At 57.4% G+C, this 18,485-nt stretch carries 16 protein-coding genes; 5 read left to right on the top strand and 11 right to left on the bottom strand.

Going from position 1 to position 18,485, the window contains the following annotated elements:
* Positions 1–19 precede the first annotated feature (19 nt).
* From AUC45_RS06620 to rimO, 6 genes are all read right to left on the bottom strand, one after another.
* Entirely contained in the window at positions 20–919 is a 900-nt protein-coding gene (locus AUC45_RS06620) for a L,D-transpeptidase family protein (RefSeq protein ID WP_233998560.1), read from the bottom strand.
* Between the two features lie 116 nt (positions 920–1,035).
* Entirely contained in the window at positions 1,036–2,016 is a 981-nt protein-coding gene (locus AUC45_RS06615) for a glucokinase (RefSeq protein ID WP_067600124.1), read from the bottom strand.
* On the bottom strand, positions 2,016–3,821 hold the full coding sequence (edd, locus tag AUC45_RS06610; RefSeq protein ID WP_067600121.1) for a phosphogluconate dehydratase: 1,806 nt from the start codon (positions 3,819–3,821) through the stop codon (positions 2,016–2,018). Before edd ends, AUC45_RS06615 begins: the two co-directional genes overlap by 1 nt.
* Positions 3,814–5,262, bottom strand: coding sequence for a glucose-6-phosphate dehydrogenase (gene zwf / locus AUC45_RS06605; protein ID WP_067600118.1), 1,449 nt, complete (start codon positions 5,260–5,262; stop codon positions 3,814–3,816). The genes edd and zwf overlap by 8 nt, the downstream gene beginning before the upstream one ends.
* Before the next feature lie 127 nt (positions 5,263–5,389).
* Positions 5,390–6,190, bottom strand: coding sequence for a transglutaminase domain-containing protein (locus AUC45_RS06600; protein WP_067600116.1), 801 nt, complete (start codon positions 6,188–6,190; stop codon positions 5,390–5,392).
* A gap of 58 nt (positions 6,191–6,248) precedes the next feature.
* Complete coding sequence (rimO, locus tag AUC45_RS06595; RefSeq protein ID WP_067600112.1) at positions 6,249–7,622, bottom strand: 30S ribosomal protein S12 methylthiotransferase RimO; 1,374 nt, start codon at positions 7,620–7,622, stop codon at positions 6,249–6,251.
* A 64-nt stretch (positions 7,623–7,686) separates the two neighbouring features.
* On the opposite strand from rimO, the gene AUC45_RS06590 reads away from it, so the two are divergent.
* Positions 7,687–8,088 (top strand): DUF1761 domain-containing protein, encoded by a 402-nt coding sequence (locus AUC45_RS06590; protein WP_067600109.1) that lies wholly within the window; start codon positions 7,687–7,689, stop codon positions 8,086–8,088.
* Positions 8,089–8,106: 18 nt separating this feature from the next.
* Here AUC45_RS06590 and AUC45_RS06585 read toward each other — a convergent pair whose 3' ends face one another.
* The 4 genes from AUC45_RS06585 to AUC45_RS06570 are packed head-to-tail and all read right to left on the bottom strand — an operon-like array spanning position 8,107 to position 12,201.
* Positions 8,107–9,210 carry a TrkA family potassium uptake protein gene (locus AUC45_RS06585; protein ID WP_082701011.1) on the bottom strand — a complete coding sequence of 368 codons (1,104 nt, stop codon included), beginning with the start codon at positions 9,208–9,210 and terminating at the stop codon, positions 8,107–8,109.
* A gap of 43 nt (positions 9,211–9,253) precedes the next feature.
* The gene (gene surE / locus AUC45_RS06580) at positions 9,254–10,012 is read right to left on the bottom strand and encodes a 5'/3'-nucleotidase SurE (RefSeq protein WP_067600105.1); all 759 of its coding nucleotides are present in this window, start codon (positions 10,010–10,012) and stop codon (positions 9,254–9,256) included.
* On the bottom strand, positions 10,012–11,292 hold the full coding sequence (gene serS / locus AUC45_RS06575; RefSeq protein WP_067600102.1) for a serine--tRNA ligase: 1,281 nt from the start codon (positions 11,290–11,292) through the stop codon (positions 10,012–10,014). The genes surE and serS overlap by 1 nt, the downstream gene beginning before the upstream one ends.
* 57 nt (positions 11,293–11,349) lie before the next feature.
* Positions 11,350–12,201, bottom strand: coding sequence for a hypothetical protein (locus AUC45_RS06570; RefSeq protein WP_067600099.1), 852 nt, complete (start codon positions 12,199–12,201; stop codon positions 11,350–11,352).
* Positions 12,202–12,298: 97 nt separating this feature from the next.
* Here AUC45_RS06570 and AUC45_RS06565 point away from each other — a divergent pair, with 97 nt between their 5' ends.
* Positions 12,299–12,976 carry a Fe2+-dependent dioxygenase gene (locus tag AUC45_RS06565; protein ID WP_067600096.1) on the top strand — a complete coding sequence of 226 codons (678 nt, stop codon included), beginning with the start codon at positions 12,299–12,301 and terminating at the stop codon, positions 12,974–12,976.
* Here the strand turns inward: AUC45_RS06565 and AUC45_RS06560 are convergent.
* Positions 12,951–13,715, bottom strand: coding sequence for a hypothetical protein (locus tag AUC45_RS06560; protein WP_067600094.1), 765 nt, complete (start codon positions 13,713–13,715; stop codon positions 12,951–12,953). The two genes, AUC45_RS06565 and AUC45_RS06560, sit on opposite strands and share 26 nt — an antisense overlap.
* Before the next feature lie 253 nt (positions 13,716–13,968).
* Between AUC45_RS06560 and AUC45_RS06555 the strand changes: the two genes are divergently transcribed.
* The 3 genes from AUC45_RS06555 (at position 13,969) to AUC45_RS06545 (ending at position 18,474) form a co-directional block, all read left to right on the top strand.
* Complete coding sequence (locus tag AUC45_RS06555) at positions 13,969–15,429, top strand: vanadium-dependent haloperoxidase (protein WP_082701010.1); 1,461 nt, start codon at positions 13,969–13,971, stop codon at positions 15,427–15,429.
* Positions 15,430–15,435: 6 nt separating this feature from the next.
* Positions 15,436–16,452, top strand: a complete 1,017-nt coding sequence (locus tag AUC45_RS06550; protein ID WP_067600087.1) for a hypothetical protein — start codon at positions 15,436–15,438, stop codon at positions 16,450–16,452.
* 147 nt (positions 16,453–16,599) lie between these two features.
* A complete protein-coding gene (locus tag AUC45_RS06545) occupies positions 16,600–18,474 on the top strand; it encodes a DUF1800 family protein (RefSeq protein ID WP_082701009.1) in 1,875 nt (624 codons plus the stop codon).
* The last annotated feature ends 11 nt before the right edge of the window (positions 18,475–18,485 follow it).

Below are 18,485 nucleotides of genomic sequence, written 5' to 3'. Positions count from 1 at the left end.
TGCTCACGACCGAGATCGGTCAGAGCATTTTGTGGCCGAGACCAACAATATTGCCCTTGGTGATCACCACTTTATCGCCGCGTTTGGCAATCTCGAACAGCTTTTCGGCAAAGTCATCGGGTACGCCAATGCAGCCATGGCTGGCATAGCCGTTGACGACGGGTGATCCGTGGATCGCAATACCGCTCCATGTGAGGCGCAAGGTCCACGGCATCGGCGCGTTGTTGTATTTCTCTGAAATATTGTCCTTTTCCTTGGTTAGGATCGGGAACGTGCCAAGCGGTGTCGGATGCTTTTTTGTGCCGAGCAATGCCACGGCGGTGCCGATTTCGTGGCCATCGCGGAAGACAGAGATGATCCGCGCGTCAAGATCGACTGTAATTACCAACTTGCCGGTTGTAGGCGCGCGACTTTCATCCCACGCCCATTCGCCATAGCGAATTGATCCCTCAATCGGGAGAATGCTCTTGATCACAAACGGATCATCGCTTTCAAACACTTCCGCAGGCGCAGCCTCATTGAGATAGGCCTGCGATGGAGAAGGGCGCGGAGGCGGTGGCGCGATGGGCAAAGCGGTTACCGAATTGCTAGCCAGGGCTGGCCGCGCTGGAATTGTCCGGGCCGCCGGAGCGCGTGCTTGATCGGTGAGCGGGGGAAGCGAAGCGATAGTGTTTGCGGCTTCCTCGTGCGAAGTGACCTCCGCACCATAAGGCGTAGGAAGGCTCGGATCGACGACCTCGGATGGTCCGCCGGTTGTTGGATCAATGGCGCGGATCGCGTCGTACTCTTCCTGTGCGAACTGTTCCGCCTCATCGCCAATTTCTTCAAGGGCGTCCTGCGCGGAAAGCGGCGTCACCATAAGGGCGGCCGCAAAGGCCAAACCGCTAGCGAGTCGGATTGGAACGCGTCTTTTTTTCATGCGACTATTATGCATGTTTAACGATTGATTCACCATAGACGAAAGATGCCTGGTCCCTAGTCGAGACGGCGGCTTCGCAAGTGTTAACAGCTTGGCGTTCTTGGCTTCAGATGCGATCAGGATGTGCCATGGACTTGCGCAAAGGCGGCTGCGGCTCCCAAAAGGCCGGGCTGCGGATGCGTGATGAGCTTGACCGGGATTGTTGCCATGAGACCAGAAAAGCGCCCCTTGGCGCGGAACCTGTCGGCAAAGCCTGATGCGAGCAATGTTTCGCGAATGCGGTAACCAAGCCCACCCGCAATCACGACACCGCTCGCCCCCTGCACAAGCGCGATATCGCCTGCAACCGAACCAAGCGAAAGACAGAAGCGATCGACCGCAGCGGCGGCCAAGCTATCTTCGCCGCTAGTGCCCGCTGTCCAGATCGCGACATCATCCATTTCGACAACTGCGCGGCCCTCCATCGCGGCAAGGGCCTGATAGATATCGACAATGGCTGGGCCGGATACGACGCGCTCGGTTGAAACGCGTGTATGACGTTTGCGCAGCCGCGCGAGAATTGAGTCTTCAATGGCGTCGAGCGGCGCGAAATCCCCATGTCCGCCTTCGGTTGCCTGCACGCGATATTCGCCCGCCGTGCTGCGCCAGAAATGCGCCACACCAAGCCCGGTACCGGGGCCAAGAACGCTGATCGTTCCAGTCTCTGGCAGATCACCATCGGGGCCGGTCAGATGAAGGAATTGGCCGGATGGAGCACGCGCGGCAGCATGGGCGACCGCTTCGAAATCGTTGACGATCACATGAGCTGCGCAGCCCAGCTTCTCGGCGATAAGAGGAGGACGAATTATCCATGGATTGTTGGTGAAGCGAATAAGATCAGGCTTGATTTGACCCGCGACCGCCATTGCCACTTTCTCAGGCAGGGCGCCGCCCATTTCCTCGCGGTAATGCTCCCATGCTGTCTGGAAACTGGCATGCGCTTCGGTGTGGAGCGTGACGGGTTCTCCGAGCGTGATCGTGTCGTTGTCCTCAATCGCGGCGATCGCAAATCGGGCATGCGTACCGCCAATGTCGACCGCGACAATGTCAGTGCTCATTAAAGACCCGCCGCCTTGAGCATGGCTGATGCGCCTTGTTCTGCGCCATCGGCTTGGGCTTGCATCATGCGGTAAAGCTCGCGGCCAACACCCCATTCGGGCGCGGGGTCAGGGGCAGGGATGCGACTGGCGAGATCAGCGGTCGTTGATAGCTCGCCAGTCTCGGCGCAAACCTTCACCATATCGCCATCCCGCAAAAGGCTGAGCGGCCCGCCGCCAATCGCTTCGGGAGTGCAATGGATCGCGGCAGGCACTTTGCCTGACGCGCCAGACATGCGGCCATCGGTGACAAGCGCGACATTGTGCCCACGATCTTGCAACACCGCGAGTGCTGGAGTGAGCGAGTGCAATTCGGGCATGCCGTTTGCGCGCGGTCCCTGAAACCGCACAACGACCACTACATCCCGGTCCAGCTCACCAGCTTTGAAGGCGACGGACACATCAGCCTGATTTTCGAACACGCGCGCCGGTGCTTCGATGGTCCAGCGTGATTTGTCGACCGCAGAGGATTTGAAGCACGCGCGGCCCAGATTGCCGTTGAGCAGCTTCATCCCGCCATCGGGCTGGAATGGTTCAGAGGCGGGGCGCAGCATAGTGTCATCGCGCGTTTCAGTGACGCGGGTCCAATTAAGGGCGTCATCCTCCCAAATCGGTTCGGCGGTGTAGGCATCGAAACCGCCTTCCCAGACAGTCAGGATATCGCGGTGGGCTAGGCCTGCTTCAAGCAATTCGCCGATGATATATCCCATGCCGCCAGCATGGTGGAATTGGTTCACATCGCCCGATCCGTTGGGATAGACGCGGGCAAGCAGGGGCACGACGCTCGAAAGCTCGGCAAGATCGGTCCAGTCGACATGGATGCCCGCCGCACGCGCCATGGCTGGGATATGAATTGCGTGGTTGGTCGAGCCGCCGGTTGCAAGCAGGCCAATCATTGCGTTGATGATCGCCTTTTCATCCACCACTTGCGCGAGCGTGCGGTCGGTTGTTCCGGCCAATTCGGCAAGCCGGTGGACCGCCGCGCGGTCCAATCCCTGACGCAGTTTCGAGCCCGGCTGGACAAACGCAGCGCCCGGTACATGCAGGCCCATCATTTCCATCATCATCTGATTGGAATTGGCAGTACCGTAGAATGTGCAGGTGCCCGGTGAGTGGTAACTGGCCAGTTCGCTTTCGAGCAGAGCATCACGGCCGACTTCGCCTGCGGCAAATTTTTGGCGAGTTTCCTGCTTCTGTTTGTTCGAAATGCCGCTGGGCATGGGGCCTGATGGAACGAACACTGCTGGCAAATGCCCAAAGCGCAGCGCGCCCATGACAAGGCCGGGTACGATCTTGTCGCAAATCCCAAGGCAGGCAATGCCGTCATACATCTGGTGAGAGAGAGCAACGCCTGTTGCCATCGCGATATTGTCGCGGCTGAACAGCGAGAGTTCCATCCCGTCTTCGCCCTGCGTCACGCCATCGCACATCGCAGGCGTGCCGCCCGCAACTTGCGCCGTTGCGCCCACTTCGCGGGCGTAGATTTTCATGCGATCGGGATAGCGGCCATAAGGCTGATGCGCGGACAGCATATCGTTGTACGCGGTGACTATGCCGATATTGGGCCCGCGATTGTTTTTAAGCGCGTCCTGATCTTCCTCCGCCCCAGCAAAGGCATGCGCTAACACAGAACATGATACTGCCTCGCGCTCTGGCCGGCGATCTGCTTCGCGCTTCATCAGGTCGAGATAGGATTGCCTGCCAGGCTTGGAGCGCTCGATAACGCGCTCAGTCACTTTGCGAATGGTGGGGTGAAGATCACTCATGCCAACTCACTCCGTCGCGTTCGGCCAAAGCAATTGCCGCGCTCGGCCCCCAACTGCCTGCGGTGTAGGTTTTGGGCGTCATGCCTTCTTCTTCCCACACTTCGCGGATCGCATCGACCCATTCCCACTGTGCCTCAACCTCGTCACGCCGTACAAACAGTGTCTGATCGCCTTTGATCAGGTCGAGCAGCAGTCTTTCGTACGCGATCCGGCGATATTGCCCGACGAAGGCATCAGGCATGGTGATTTCGAGCGGCACTTCGCGAAGGGCATTGCCGGTCGCCTCAAGCCCCGGAACCTTCGCCATCAGCGACAGCGTGATGTTCTCTTCGGGCTGGATACCGATCAGCAGCGAATTGGGCTGCAATCCTGCGCCCGACGTGCCCCCGAAGATCGAGTGCGGAACGCAGCGAAACTGGACCAGGATTTCGGTGACGCGTTCGGGCAGGCGTTTGCCCGTACGCAGGTAAAACGGGACGCCTTTCCAGCGCCAATTGTCGACATGCGCCTTTATCGCGGTGAAGGTTTCCGTGTTCGATGGTTTGCCGAGCTCATCATCATAGCCTGGCACCGCCTGACCATTGATTGCACCGGCGCGATATTGCCCGGTCACCGTTTCATTGGCGAGCACAGGGCGCATCGCGCGCAAGACTTTCACCTTCTCATCGCGAACGGCTGTCGCATCAAAGCTGGTGGGGGGCTCCATCGCGACAAGGCTAAGGAGCTGGAGCATATGGTTCTGCACCATGTCGCGCAGCGCGCCTGCATCATCATAGAAACTGACGCGTCCTTCGAGGCCAACCGTTTCGGCAACGGTTATCTGGACATGCTCAATATAGTTCGAATTCCAGATCGGTTCGAACAGGATATTGGCAAAGCGCAGTGCAAGCAGGTTCTGCACCGTCTCTTTGCCAAGATAGTGATCAATGCGGAAAATCCGCTCTTCCGGAAAAGCGTCCGCTACCGCATCATTGATGACGGCAGATGTATCGAGATCGGTGCCCAACGGCTTTTCGAGGCACATACGCACCTTTTCGCCGGTCAGACCTGCATGACGCAAGCCGGCGATTGTGGGGCCAAACAGGCTGGGCGCTGTAGATAGGAAGATCGCAAGCCCTTTGGACGAATAATCGCCCACCTTGGTCGCGAGATCATCGAACCCTTCGACAGTGGACGCATCCAATCGCTGGTAGCTCAGCCGGTTGAGAAATCCTGCCATGCCCCCGCGCCGGTCTGGTTCAAGATGCGCCTCAAGAGCTTCACGAGCCATATCGCGAAAGCCTGCATCATCGAGATCGCTGCGCGCTGTGCCGATAATGTTCAGACCTTCAGGAAGGAGCCCATCTGCATCAAGCGCGCACAAGGATGGCAGGAGTTTGCGCCGGGAGAGGTCTCCGGTCGCTCCAAATAGAAGAAGCCTGTCAGCAGCGAATTGAGTCACGAACGATCCCTGTTGGCGAACAGCCCTTTGCGGGGCAAATTGAGGAGCAGCGATGAGCCTTCGCTGCTACCCAATTGCAGCGTTTGCTTCAATTCAATTTGCCGTAGGGGCAATCAAGCATACGTATTTAGTCATTGCGGCTGACCTCGACGTTGCTTCCGATAAACTGGATCGGAGCGAAACTGGTGAGGAAACTCACATCAGCCGCATCGCGCCCCACGCCGATTTTGACGGTTTCAGTAGGGTTTGCCATCCCTGTGGGATCAACCATTTGCCAGATGCCTCCGCCCGGAATGCGCGGATTGGCGAGAAACACTTCGGCGACAGCGTGGAAATCCTGCGGCGTTACGCCGGGCGCATAGCACGCGACATAGCGCGCAGGGATCGCCGAAGCGCGGGCCATGGCGATAAGGACATGCGCAAAGTCGCGGCAGATCCCTTGTCGCTGGATGAAGGAGCGGGTCGCATCCGTATTCGGATCGCTCGATCCTGGTGCGTACTCGAACTGGTTGCCAATCCATGCGAGAATAGCGGCAATCCGCGCGCCGCCTTCAGTGCCTGCAAATTCGGATGCGACAAGCGACTGGAATTCCTGTCCGTGGCAGTAACGGGAATCGAGCAGATATTGCACTGTTTCTCCCGGCATCTGATTATGCGGCAGGGCATAGAGATCATCCAGATCGTCGGTTTCCCTGATGACCTCTACGCTCGCCGAATAATCGATTTGCACCTGGCCATTGCAATGCAGCCAGGCGCGCTCTCCGATATCGTCATGCGCGGGGATGCGAACGAAGTCGGTGCCCTTTGTGACCAGCGTCGAAAGATCGCTAAGATGTTGCTCGGGTAGCTCTGCCGCTTCGAACTGAAGCATTACGTCAGCGGGGGTGTCGCTTTCAAAAATGATCGAGGATTGGATGGTCACCGGCATATCAGAGCAATCACTCAAGCACGTTCGAGTTTCAAATTTTGCGTGCGCGGGGTCGACGTCAGGCGATCACCCCGAAAAGATCGTGCGCATCGGCGTCCTCAACCTGAACCTCGACAATGTCTCCTGTTTCTGTGCTTTCCGGCACATTGCGTAGGTAGACGGCACCGTCGATTTCAGGGGCATCAGCTTGTGACCGCCCGGTGGCACCTATATCACCATCCTCATCAGGTTCGCCCACTTCATCGATGATGACGGGCAGCGTACGGCCGACCTTGGCCGCGAGCTTTGCAGCGCTGATCCGCTCGGTAACTTCCATCAGACGGGCATAGCGCTCTTCCTTGATCGCCTCGGGCACAGGGTCGGGCAGATCATTGGCACGCGCGCCCTCGACGGGTTCGAAACGGAAAGCGCCAACCCGGTCCAATTGAGCCTCTTCCAGCCAATCGACTAGGTACTGAAAATCTTCTTCAGTCTCGCCGGGAAAGCCGACCACGAAGGAAGATCGCACGGCGATATCGGGGCAAATCTCGCGCCAGCTTTTTAGCCGGTCGAGCACTTTCGATTCATTGGCGGGGCGGCGCATGGCTTTGAGCACTTTGGGTGATGCGTGCTGGAACGGGATGTCGAGATAGGGCGTTAAAAGCCCTTCAGCCATCAGCGGGATAACCTTGTCGACATGGGGGTAGGGGTAGACATAGTGCAGACGCACCCACGGCGGAGCCCCGTTGCCGGTATCAAGCTGGCCAAGTTCGCGCGCAAGATCGGTCATATGCGCGCGCACTTCGCGCCCCTTCCAGTCGCGCGGATCGTGCTTTGTATCGACACCATAAGCGGAGGTGTCTTGAGATATGACCAATAGTTCTTTCGTGCCCGCAGCCACCAGCTTTTCCGCCTCGCGCAAAACCGCATCAATCCGGCGGCTGGCCAGTTTCCCGCGTAAGTCCGGGATTATGCAAAAGGAGCACGAGTGATTGCAGCCCTCAGATATTTTCAGATAGCTGTAGTGGCGCGGTGTAAGCTTTACATCCGGCTGCGGTATCAGATCGACGAACGGCCCTTGGCTTGGCGGTGCATGTTCATGGACGGCTTCAACCACTTGTTCGTATTGATGCGCACCCGTTACAGCGAGCACTTGCGGATGCGCTGCGCGGATCGCGTCAGCCTCTTCGCCCATACAGCCGGTCACAATGACGCGGCCATTTTCTGCAATCGCTTCCCCAATAGCTGCAAGGCTCTCTTCCTTGGCAGAATCGAGAAAGCCGCACGTGTTCACCAGCACAACGTCAGCGCCCGCATAATCGGGGCTCATCGCGTATCCATCGGCGCGCAAGCGCGTGAGAATACGCTCGGAATCGACAAGCGCCTTTGGGCATCCAAGCGATACCATGCCGACTTTCTTGGCATCAGGAAGTGAAGTGGTGGGGGTGTTCATGGCGGCCCCCTACACTGGCACACCCGATTGCGCTAGATGAATGCCTCTAGGGAGGGATGAAACCATGAATGATTTTGCACTCTGGCCTGTTCTAGCTGGCTCTGCCGCTTTCTTCATCGTCGGCGCGATCTGGTACGGCGCGCTGTTCGGCAAAACCTGGCAAAAAGCGGCAGGCCTATCCGACGCCGATGTCGAGGGCGGCAATATGGCTGTGATCTTCGGCCTTTGTTTTCTGTTCGAAATGCTGATCGCAATGGTGCTGTGGCACTTGCTTGCCCGGGTGAACCCTGCGCCGCATGTCGTGATGATGATGGCGATAGGATTTGCAGGCGGCATCATGATCCCGGCTATGGGCATCAATTACCTGTTCCAGCGCAAAAGCTTCACGCTTTTCCTGATCGATAGCGGCCATTTCCTGCTCGGCATGGCGGCCATGGGCGGTGTGTTTCTGTGGTTTAGAGGGTAACGTTAGGGTGCTATGCGCTCAAACCCGCAGGCCAACTCCGCTGCTATCGCCATTTTCGGTCGGAACGATTTCAACGATCACATCGCCTTTTTGCAGGTTTTGGCATTCGTCTTCCCAGTAACCGATGGCGCGTCCGTTTCTGTAGATGCGAAGGCCGCGTCCGCCGCTTTTTAGCTCGGCAATGGATAGGCCGCATTCATTCTCTTCAACGACGCGTTCAACCAATTGCACGCGGCCGGAAACGGATGCGAGGTCTGCCAGGTAATCGGAAATGTGCGCGCCTTGCGCAGAACCGGCAAGCAGCAGCCCGGTAAAGCGTACAGGATTGATGACATTGTCCGCGCCTGCCTGGCGGGCTAGCAGTTCATTGTCATTGGCGCGCACGACGACGCTGATCGGCACCTTTGGCGCGAGGTGACGGACGGTCAACACGATCAGGATCGATGTGTCATCGCGGCCTGCAGAAACGAGGACACTGCCCGCCTCTTCAATGCGCACGGCGCGCAAGGTCTCATCGCGAGTTGCGTCTGCCGCCATGACATTGGCGCCCAGCTTTTCAGCCTCGGCCAAGCGTTCCTCGCTTGGATCGACCACCACGATACTGCTCGCATCGGTGCCGCGCTGGATTAATTCCTCGACGCTTTGCGAACCTGATACGCCGTATCCCAAAACGACCACGTGGCCTGACAGAGTGTCCTGAATTCTGGACATGCGCCATTTCTCCCATGAACGCTTGATGATGAAGTTATAGGCGGTACCGACAAAGATAAAGAACACGGCAAACCGGATCGGCGTGACGATTATCGCCTCTTTCAACCGCGCGCTGTCGGTAACAGGTGCGATATCACCAAAGCCCGTAGTCGTAATTGAGATCATAGTGAAGTACACGACGTCGAGAAAGCTGACATGCCCATCGACACTATCGACGAGGCCTTCGCGATCCCACCAGTGGATCATCACCACGACCATGATGAGAAACAGAGCAGCGCCGATGCGAAGGCTCAAATCGCCCCAAACAGGCAGCTTTACAGCACGCCGTAAGGGCTTGAACCGCTTGCGAGCCGCTCGCTTTGCCTCTCTTGAGCGCGCAGCGGCATTCTTGTCAGGACTATCCCCCTTCATGACAGTGCGATAACAGCCATCGTTCCACTGCGCAAAACGGTGCTCAAAACCGCTCGGTCAGTTTTTCGATTGTGGGGTAGTGGGTTAGGTCAAGTTGCAGCGGTGTGATCGCAACGAAACCCTCGTCGATCGCTTCCAGATCGGTACCATTGTCGGGCGTATGCTCAATCGCGTGGAGACCGAACCAGAAATATCGTTGTCCGCGCGGATCTTTGCCTTCGACGATGCTGCCGCGCGAATAATCATGAAAACCCTGCCGTACGACGCGCGTGCCTTTAACAGCGTCGGCAGCAACCGGAGGAAAATTGATGTTGATGAGAGTGCGCGGATCGAAGGTCACCTCAAGCAGTGGCTCTATTACGCGCTTGCCCCACACTCTGGCCGCCTCGAAAGTGTCAGCCGGCGCATTGTCTCCGCTTCTGTAGACTTGGCTAAGAGCAATGGAGCGCACGCCAGCCAAAGCGCCTTCAATAGCGGCTGAAACGGTGCCCGAATAAGTGATGTCATCGCCCAGATTTGCCCCGCGATTGACACCGGACAAGACGAGATCAGGCGGCGCGTCCATGACTTCGCGCAGGGCCATCATTACGCTGTCTGTGGGCGTGCCGGTTACAGCAAAGCGGCGATGACCGAATTTCTGAAGACGGACAGGCTGGTTCAGCGTGAGCGAATGGCCTGCGCCCGATTGCTCCTCTGACGGCGCGCAGATCCAGATATCGTCGGAAAGCTGCTCGGCAATTGCCTCAAGCACTTCAAGGCCAGGGGCGTGATATCCATCATCATTGGTGACAAGAATGCGCATTAGTCGCGTGGCTCCAGTTTTGTGACGCCGCCAATATAGGGATGCAACACTTCAGGAACGATCACGCTCCCATCTGCCTGCTGATAATTTTCAATGATAGCGACCAATGTGCGTCCAACAGCGAGACCCGAGCCGTTCAAGAGGTGGAAGTACTCGCTCTTCTTCGAACCTTCCGGGCGATAACGCGCATTCATCCGGCGCGGCTGGTAAGTGCCACCGTTGGAGCACGAGCTGATTTCGCGATAGGCGCCCTGACCGGGCAGCCAAACTTCCAGATCATAAGTCTTCATCATCGCTGCGCCCATGTCACCCGAACACAGCGCCATAACGCGGTAGTGAAGGCCCAGCTTTTGCAGCAGGCCTTCGGCTACTGCGGTGATCCGGTCCAATTCCTCTTCCGCCTTTTCAGGCAGTGAGGCGACAATCATTTCGACTTTTTCAAACTGGTGCTGGCGGATGAAACCGCGCGTATCGCGCCCGGCAGAACCAGCTTCAGAACGAAAGCACGGCGTGAGCGCGGTAAGGCGCATCGGAAAATCCTCTTCGGCAAACAATTGTTCGCGGAAGGAATTGCCCAGAACCATTTCCGAAGTTGAGATCAGCAGGCGATTGTCAGTCGTGCGAAACAGGTCTTCGCCGAATTTGGGCAATTGCCCGGTGCCATATCCTGCCTCTTCATTGATGAGGAGCGGCGGGTTGCATTCGGTAAAGCCATGATGCTGAGTGTTGTTGTCGAGCATAAATTGGCCGAGCGCCCGGTGAAGGCGCGCCATATCTCCGCGCAGGAAGGTGAAGCGCGCCCCGGAAATTCTGGCTGCCGTTTCGAAATCCATGCCGAGCGCGGGGGCCATATCGGCGTGTTCTTGCGGGTCGAAATCAAAGTTCGGTTTCTCGCCCCATTCGCGCAGATAGACATTGTCTTCTTCGCTCTCGCCATCCGGCACTGACGGGTCGAGAACGTTGGGAAGGGCGAGCATCATATCTTCAAGACGTTTGGCAACGCTGCGATCCTGATCTTCCAAATCAGGCATCGTCTTCTTAAGCTCGGCGACTTCAGCCTTCAGCGCTTCAGCCGTTTCTGTGTCGCCTTGGCCCATCGCTTTGCCAATGGCTTTAGATGCTTCGTTACGACGTGATTGCGCTTCTTGCAGGCGTGTGGTGAGAGCGCGGCGTTCTTCGTCAAGCGCAAGGATTTGCGCAGCCACAGGTTCAAGGCCGCGGCGCGCCATAATGACGTCAAAAGCGGCCGGGTCGTCTCGGATCAGGCGAATATCATGCATGGGCAGCGCCTATGCCGATTTCGCGGAAGATTGGGAAGGGTGCTTTGGCCCTAAAGCCTAGCTTGTCGCCAGCATGACTGCGGAAGACGCGCCCTGTAATTCACCTTGATTGGCATCGAGGTTTTCGGGAAGTTCTGCACTTAGATAGGCTTTGCCAAGCAGCCCAAGGGCAGCGGTGATCTTTCCTGCTAGGTCAGCATTTTCAGCAGCAATTGCATCCGATGACCCATCAAAGGCAGCTTCGGCTGACTTATAAAAGCCATAGCCGTCAAGATAGGGACCGTAAATTTTGCCCTCCACTGCTTCGCCATACATATCGGCTGCGCGCTCAATCTGGTCGGATGCAACGCCTGCTGCGATCATAGCTGCGCTGGTACCGTCGTCAGGCGCTTTGGCTGCTGCGGCCCTTAGAGCGGCGATGATCTCGTCGGCACGCTCGTTGACTTTCGCCGCATCTTCACCGTTGAGAACACCTTGAGACGCTGCGTTAAACATCGGCTTCATATCTTCAACGCCAAGCTCTTCAAACACAGGGTCTAGATCAGCAAGAACTTCAGAAACGGGGTGCCCGAACATCTCGGCTGCGGCCTCTGTGTTGCCGGCTGCAAACGCATCGCGTGCGGCGATCACGTGCGCCTCAGCAATGGCGAGGGCTGATCTATATACCACGGGATCAGTGCCCGCAGCACCCACGGAGACGCCACCTTCACCTTCTCCGCCAGCGCCTTCGCCCTCTCCGCCAGCACCTTCGCCGCCTTCGCCTTCACCACCGGCGCCAGATTCGCCGCTTTGGGCTGCCTCACCGCCTTCGCCACTGCTGCCAGCTTCGCCTGAGCATCCGGCAAGACCTGCGCCCGCGAGCGCTGTCGCAAGCCCAAGTGTGGTCCAGGTTTTCGTGGTGACTTTCATTTGGATGCCTCGCGCGATAGTTGGATTGCGTTCTGTCTGTCATAAGGCAGGTCGGCGTTGATGCAACTCATTATCACAAGCAAGCGGACGGTTTCCCATGATCTTAACCATCGCGGCCATTCCTGATGCGGAAAAACTGGCCGAAGTGAACGCCGCGGTGGCAAAGCTTGAATGGCGCGATGGCAAGGAGACAGCGGGCAAAACCGCAAGTGCTGTCAAAGAAAACGAACAGGCGGTGATGCAGGATGAAGCTGGCAAGGCGGCGCAAGCGCTGATCATGCCATTTCTCAACGACAATGCCGTGCTGCAAGCCGCTGCCCAACCGCGTCGGTTTTCGCATCTGCTCATCAGTAAAACCCAAGGCGGTGGGCACTATGGCTCTCACATCGATAACGCGCTGATGGGCGCAGGGGCGGGGCGGATGCGCACTGATTTGTCCTTCACGCTCTTCCTCACACCGCCAGAGGATTACGAAGGCGGCGAATTGATGATCAACAGCGCAGGCATGGACTATACTGTCAAAGGAAAGCCGGGTGAATTGGTGCTGTATCCCAGCACAAGCATTCACGAAGTTCGCCCCGTCACCAAAGGCACGCGGATCGTGAGCGTTGGATGGATTGAGAGCCTTGTCGCCGATCCAACTCAGCGTGAGGTGCTGTTTGATCTTGAAAACCTGCGGGTCAGCCTGCGCGCTGCGCTACCCGCACAATCGCGAGAGCTTTTGACCGTCGACAAGACGATCGCAAATCTCAAACGGATGTGGGCCGTGGTTTGACGCTGGCGGATTTTGAGCCCGACTTTGCTTTAGTCTTTGAGGCAAAGTGACCTTTGCCCTTGGCGGTGAAGTAAATGATCAGGCTGACGCCAACGATACTGGGGCCTGCCCACACCAGCGGATTGAAGACGTGTTCAGGCACCCACCGAATAAGCCCCACCGACATGAATGCCGTGTAGGCTGAAATCCCCATGCCAATAAGCGCGCGGAAATGTTCGCCGACATACGCTTTGGGAGAGGGGGCTTCCCTGCGCCAAATGAACAGCTGCTGGATTGCCATGGAGACAACGCCCAGCACACATAGAGCCATCATCAGCGGATCGCCCACGCGCCAGCCGTAGTACCCGCAATAAAGGCCCGAGGCCACGACGGCTGCGATCACGATCTGCGTCCTTGGACGACGCAATTGTTCGCGAGACCGGGCGTGTTTGACAACGCTCAATCCATAGTCAGCAAAACCAATGGTGAGGATGCCGAGATAAAGCATCATCCAGACAAACAGCCCTTCGAACAGCTCTCTATCCGCGATTTCTGGATGGCGTTTGTCGGGTGCGTAAAGTGTCAGGAGAGCCATCGCGACAGCGAGCGCGCCTGCTCCCATAAATCCATAGCACGCCCATTTCCCGCCCGTGCGGTGGGTCCTTGCCCCTTTCTTCGTCGCAATCGGTACCCAAAACGCGATGAGGCCGGTCAACCCGGTGATCACATGCAGGATGACGAGGAACGTGAAGAGGTCCATGGCGCATGTGTATAGACATTTGGACACACGCGAAACCCTCAGCCTATTGACACATAGGAGCGCTGCTCGAGCCAACTTAAGGCGCTGTGCCAATGAGCACATCCGACATGCATCAGCTTGATTAACGATGCTTCGCTAACATCATGGTGCCTGCTGCACTTTAGCCCCGCAATTCTGCGTCTCAGAGCGGTTAATCACTCGCTGACTTTTTTGCCGTAATTCGCTCTCCGATAAGAAGAACCAATAAGCCGAAATGGACATTAGGCAGTCCGTCAAAGGCTGGTTTTGCGATTATACACGCGGGATGATCCGCATGGAGGAAAAGCGAAAAATGCGGGTTTCGCGGCGAAATCTGATGGCGGGTGCCGCGGCTGGAATTGCTGCGAGCGCACTTGGCGGCTGCTCGACTGCGCGTATGGGCAGCCGTTCAAGCTATCTCACCAACATCGTTGAGCCCCAGAATGTGAACACCGTCTATCACTGGGTCGATATCGTCATGCAGCAGGTGCGCGATCAACGCGTCGCGCCCCCGCGCGCTGCGTATAATTTTGCAGCGCCCATGGTCGCAGGTTTTGCCGCTGCCAACGCGATCATTGGACGATTTGAAATGCCTTATGATTTTGGCGAAGCGCCCAGCGGCGCTGATCCCGAGATCGCCTATGGCGTTGCTTTTGCAACCGCGGCATCTGAGTGTTTCCAGCAGCCTTTCCTGTGGGAGAGGCGCGCATTCAAATCCCGCTTTCCCGATGGGGAGGCGAAGGATCAGGGGGTTAAATGGGGCCGTCATGTCGGGCTTCAGATCAACAAGATGCGCACCCATGATGGGGCAGAGCCGCACCGGGTGAACTTTTACCACGACCGCTATCCGCGCCGCGATGATGTGCTGCGCTGGACGCCCACCGGGCCAAGCTATTCGGCAGGACCCGGCCCGGCGATTGGCGCGTATGAGCGGGGCCTGTTTCCAGGGCATGGCGCGATCACGCCCTGGACGATGACCAGCCCATCGCAATTCCGCGTCGCCGACTTTCTCGACCCCAAAAGCTCCGCATTTGCAGCTCAGTACGAGTTGGTGCGCAAACTTGGCGGCAAGGATTCAACCCACCGCACTGATGATCAAGCCGAGATCGCTCTGTTTTGGGAAGATGGCCCATGGGGCATCACACCGCCAGGGCATTTCTTGTACATTGGGCTGCAGGTGATGCAGGATCGCGGCTTCGACTTCCTCGACCATGCACGCCATTTCGCCCTGATGGGCGCGACGCAGGCCGATGCTTCGATCAACGCTTGGGATAGCAAGTATCACCACGATATTCTGCGCCCTGAAACCGCGATCAAGCATCGCTCAAGCCAGTTCGGCAGCACCGATCCGCGCATTGTCCAGCAACCCAATTGGGAAAGCCTGATCCCGACACCCAATTTCCCGGCCTACACGTCAGGGCATTCAACCTTCGGCGCGGTTGGCGTTGAGATGATCAAGCTGCTGATCGGAACAGACGAGGTCAGCTTCAGCCAAGAGAGCCCCGATCAGGTGCTTTGGCCCAGCCTGACGGGAAAGCGACGCTATTTCACCAGCCTCGATCAAGCCGCTTACGAAAACGGGTGGAGCCGCATCTATGGCGGTGTGCACTGGCTCGCCGATCATGAGGCTGCCGACGATGCAGGCAGAAAAATTGCGCGGCATGCTTTCCAAACGATGTTCCGGAAAAGGGCGTAAAGCTCCATGATCCGCCCTCTCTTCCTTGGCAGCGCGGCTGCCTTTGCAATCATGCCGGGCGCGGCATTCTCGCAAGATATCAACCTAAATTACGATAACCTCTCCTCATTCGAAGAACCGCTCTCACTCGAAGCAGGCAATGTGACGATCTCGGTGACGGGACTTGCCGATGCAAACATAACCGCTGACTTCGACAATCTGATCGATGATGACGAGGTGACCCTAGGTTTCGTAACCAACGTGCAGGTGGCCGCCGAAACTCAGCTTGCCAATCGATGGACCATTGGCGCTGCTTATTTTGGGCAATATTCCGACAACACAATCGGCGTGCCCGATGATTACACAGACAATGTCGCGGGCTTTATCGGCACCAGTTTCGGCACGTTTATCGGCGGCAACGTAAATCAGCAGGTGCGCGAATTGACCCGTCGCCGCCGCGGTGTAGGCAATTCGTTCCTCGCGTTCGATGATTTCTATGGACAGCTCGATAATTGGGGTGGGGCCTATGTTGGCCGGTTCGGTCCAAGTATTATTGGTGCGGTTGTCGATGCGAACGGCGATTTCGAAGTCGGCGCGCAATTCCAGCGTCCGATCGGAGAGCGCGATGTTCGCTTTACGGGGCGCTATCGTCAGGCTCGCTTCAATGCGCCAGATGGCATCACCCGCTTCGATACGCGCGGCATCGGGCTTGTCGGCGAACTCGTTTATGGCAGTTCGCTATACGATCTGGGCGCCGGTTATGAGCGGCTTGATGGAGCATTGATCGAAATCGATCGTTGGTTCGTGTCCGCTGGAGGACAATCGCAGTTCGGCCCGCTTCAACTCTCCGTAGAAGGGCACTATGGCGAGATTGACGGCGCATCTGAAGTATCTGGCGCGGTGGGTGCTTCATATGCGCTGGCGCGCGGACTCTCGCTCAATCTCGGCGGCAATTACGCCAATGCGACGCTTTCGCCCAATGGCGCAACCTTGATCGATGTAGACGAGGTGACGGCGGTCTCATCACTGCGCTTCAGTTTCTGACTTTCACCCGTCAGTCAGCCACAAAAATACCACAGCCTGTCCCCGAAACGCGAAGGTTTCTATGCGGTTAACACTAATTCGACACAATATGGTCAAGGTTGTCGCCGCAACGAAGGGATTGCGTGTCTCCAACGTTAGGGACGGGAAATGACGACCACGACGACCACCAAGCCGAAGACCACGGCGAAAGACCAGCCAAATCAGGAAATCGCTTCAAACGTCGAAGCTCGCGCGGAGGCTGCAGAGCCGATTGCGCCTGCCATCGCAACGGCGCCAGCGCGTGCAGCAGCGGTAAGCACGCTGGCACTGGGCGTTGCCGCCTGCGGAGGCGGCGGTGGCGATGGCGGCGGTGGTGGCGGCGGCGCATTCGCCGGCGGCGGTGGCGGGACTCCTGCGCCAACTGTCGCTGCGCCGCAGAACGATACTGAGGCAGCGCGCTTCCTCCTGCAAACCTCTTTCGCAGCGAGCCCTGCAGCCATTCAACAGGTGCAGGATCAGGGATACGAGCCCTGGCTTGATGCACAAATGAACCAGCAGAACAGCCAGACCGCCCAGCAATATTTTGCGGCGCGTGGCTACGATCAGGTCGATAGCAATCAATGGTACAATCGCCGCGACCCAGGCGACTACATGATCTGGTCACAATTGATGAGCGGTGGCAGCTCGGTACGCAAACGCGTTGCGCTGGCAATGTCCGAATTCTTTGTGGTCTCCTTCAACAGCATCGGCATCGCGCACCGTTCGCCTGCCATCGGCGAGTACTGGGATATCCTCAATCGCAACGCGTTTGGCAGTTATCGTCAATTGCTTGAGGACATCACGCTCAATCCGGCGATGGGTGTGTTTCTCAACACTCGGGGCAATCGCAAGGCTGATCCCAACAAGGGCCGCGTTCCTGATGAGAATTATGGCCGCGAGATCATGCAATTGTTCTCCATTGGCCTTTTCGAGCTTAATCCGGATGGCACAGAACGCCTCAATGGCGGCAATCCGATTGAGACCTATGACAACGATGATGTAACTGGCATCGCGAAGGTCTTCACTGGCTACGATTACGATTTCACGAATGTCAGCGAAACGCAGGCCTTCAACGGAACCTGGATGGTGCCCGATGCGCTTTATGTGCGCCAGCCCATGACAGCTGATGGATCGCGCTGGCGCTGGACTACCAATCAGAGCTTCCATTCCGAAGAGGAAAAAACGTTCCTTGGCCTCACCATTCCGGCAGGAACCGGGCCCGAGGAAAGCTTGCGTCTCGCGCTAGATCACTTGGTCGAACATCCCAATGTCGGGCCGTTCTTCTCCAGACAGATGATCCAGCGTCTCGTGACTAGTAATCCGAGCCCAGCCTATGTTCAGCGAGTTGCCGATGTCTTCGCCAACAATGGCAGCGGCACACGCGGCGATTTGCGCGCCGTCTTCAAAGCGATCCTGCTTGATGATGAGGCACTCAATATCGCCAACGCTTCCGATCCTGCGTTCGGCAAACTGCGCGAACCAATGCTGCGCTTCGTCCAGTTGGGCCGGACATTCGGCATCCGTTCGACGAGTGGTAATTTCGAGATTCGCGAACTGTCCGATCCGGCAAGCCGTTTGGGCCAGTCTCCCCTGCGCCCGCCCTCGGTTTTCAACTTCTTCCGCCCGACATATTTCCCGACGATGTCACAAGCAGCTGCCAACAATCTGGTCGCTCCTGAATTCCAGATCGTCAACGAAACCTCGGTAGCAGGATATGTGAACTTCCTCGAGCGAGCGATTGATAACTCGGTTTGGTATCTTGATGATGTTGAACTCGATTATTCGGCTGAAACTGCCATCGCCGATGACAGTACCGCGCTTGTCGACCGGCTGGATCTGTTGCTGACAGCCAACCAGCTGTCTGATGACGTCCGTTCCACCATTATTGGTGCGCTCGATACGATCACCATTGATGCCGGCAGTGAAGCCGAAGATCGCCTGCAGCGCGTTCACACGGCTGTTCTTCTGGTGATGGCATCCACCGATTATCTGGTTCAGAAATAAGGGGTTCGCGC

This window comes from Erythrobacter sp. YT30, assembly GCF_001542875.1.
Classification (GTDB): domain Bacteria; phylum Pseudomonadota; class Alphaproteobacteria; order Sphingomonadales; family Sphingomonadaceae; genus Erythrobacter.
Note: the sequence above shows the minus strand (reverse complement) of the source record. Positions and strands in the feature narration are given on the sequence as shown.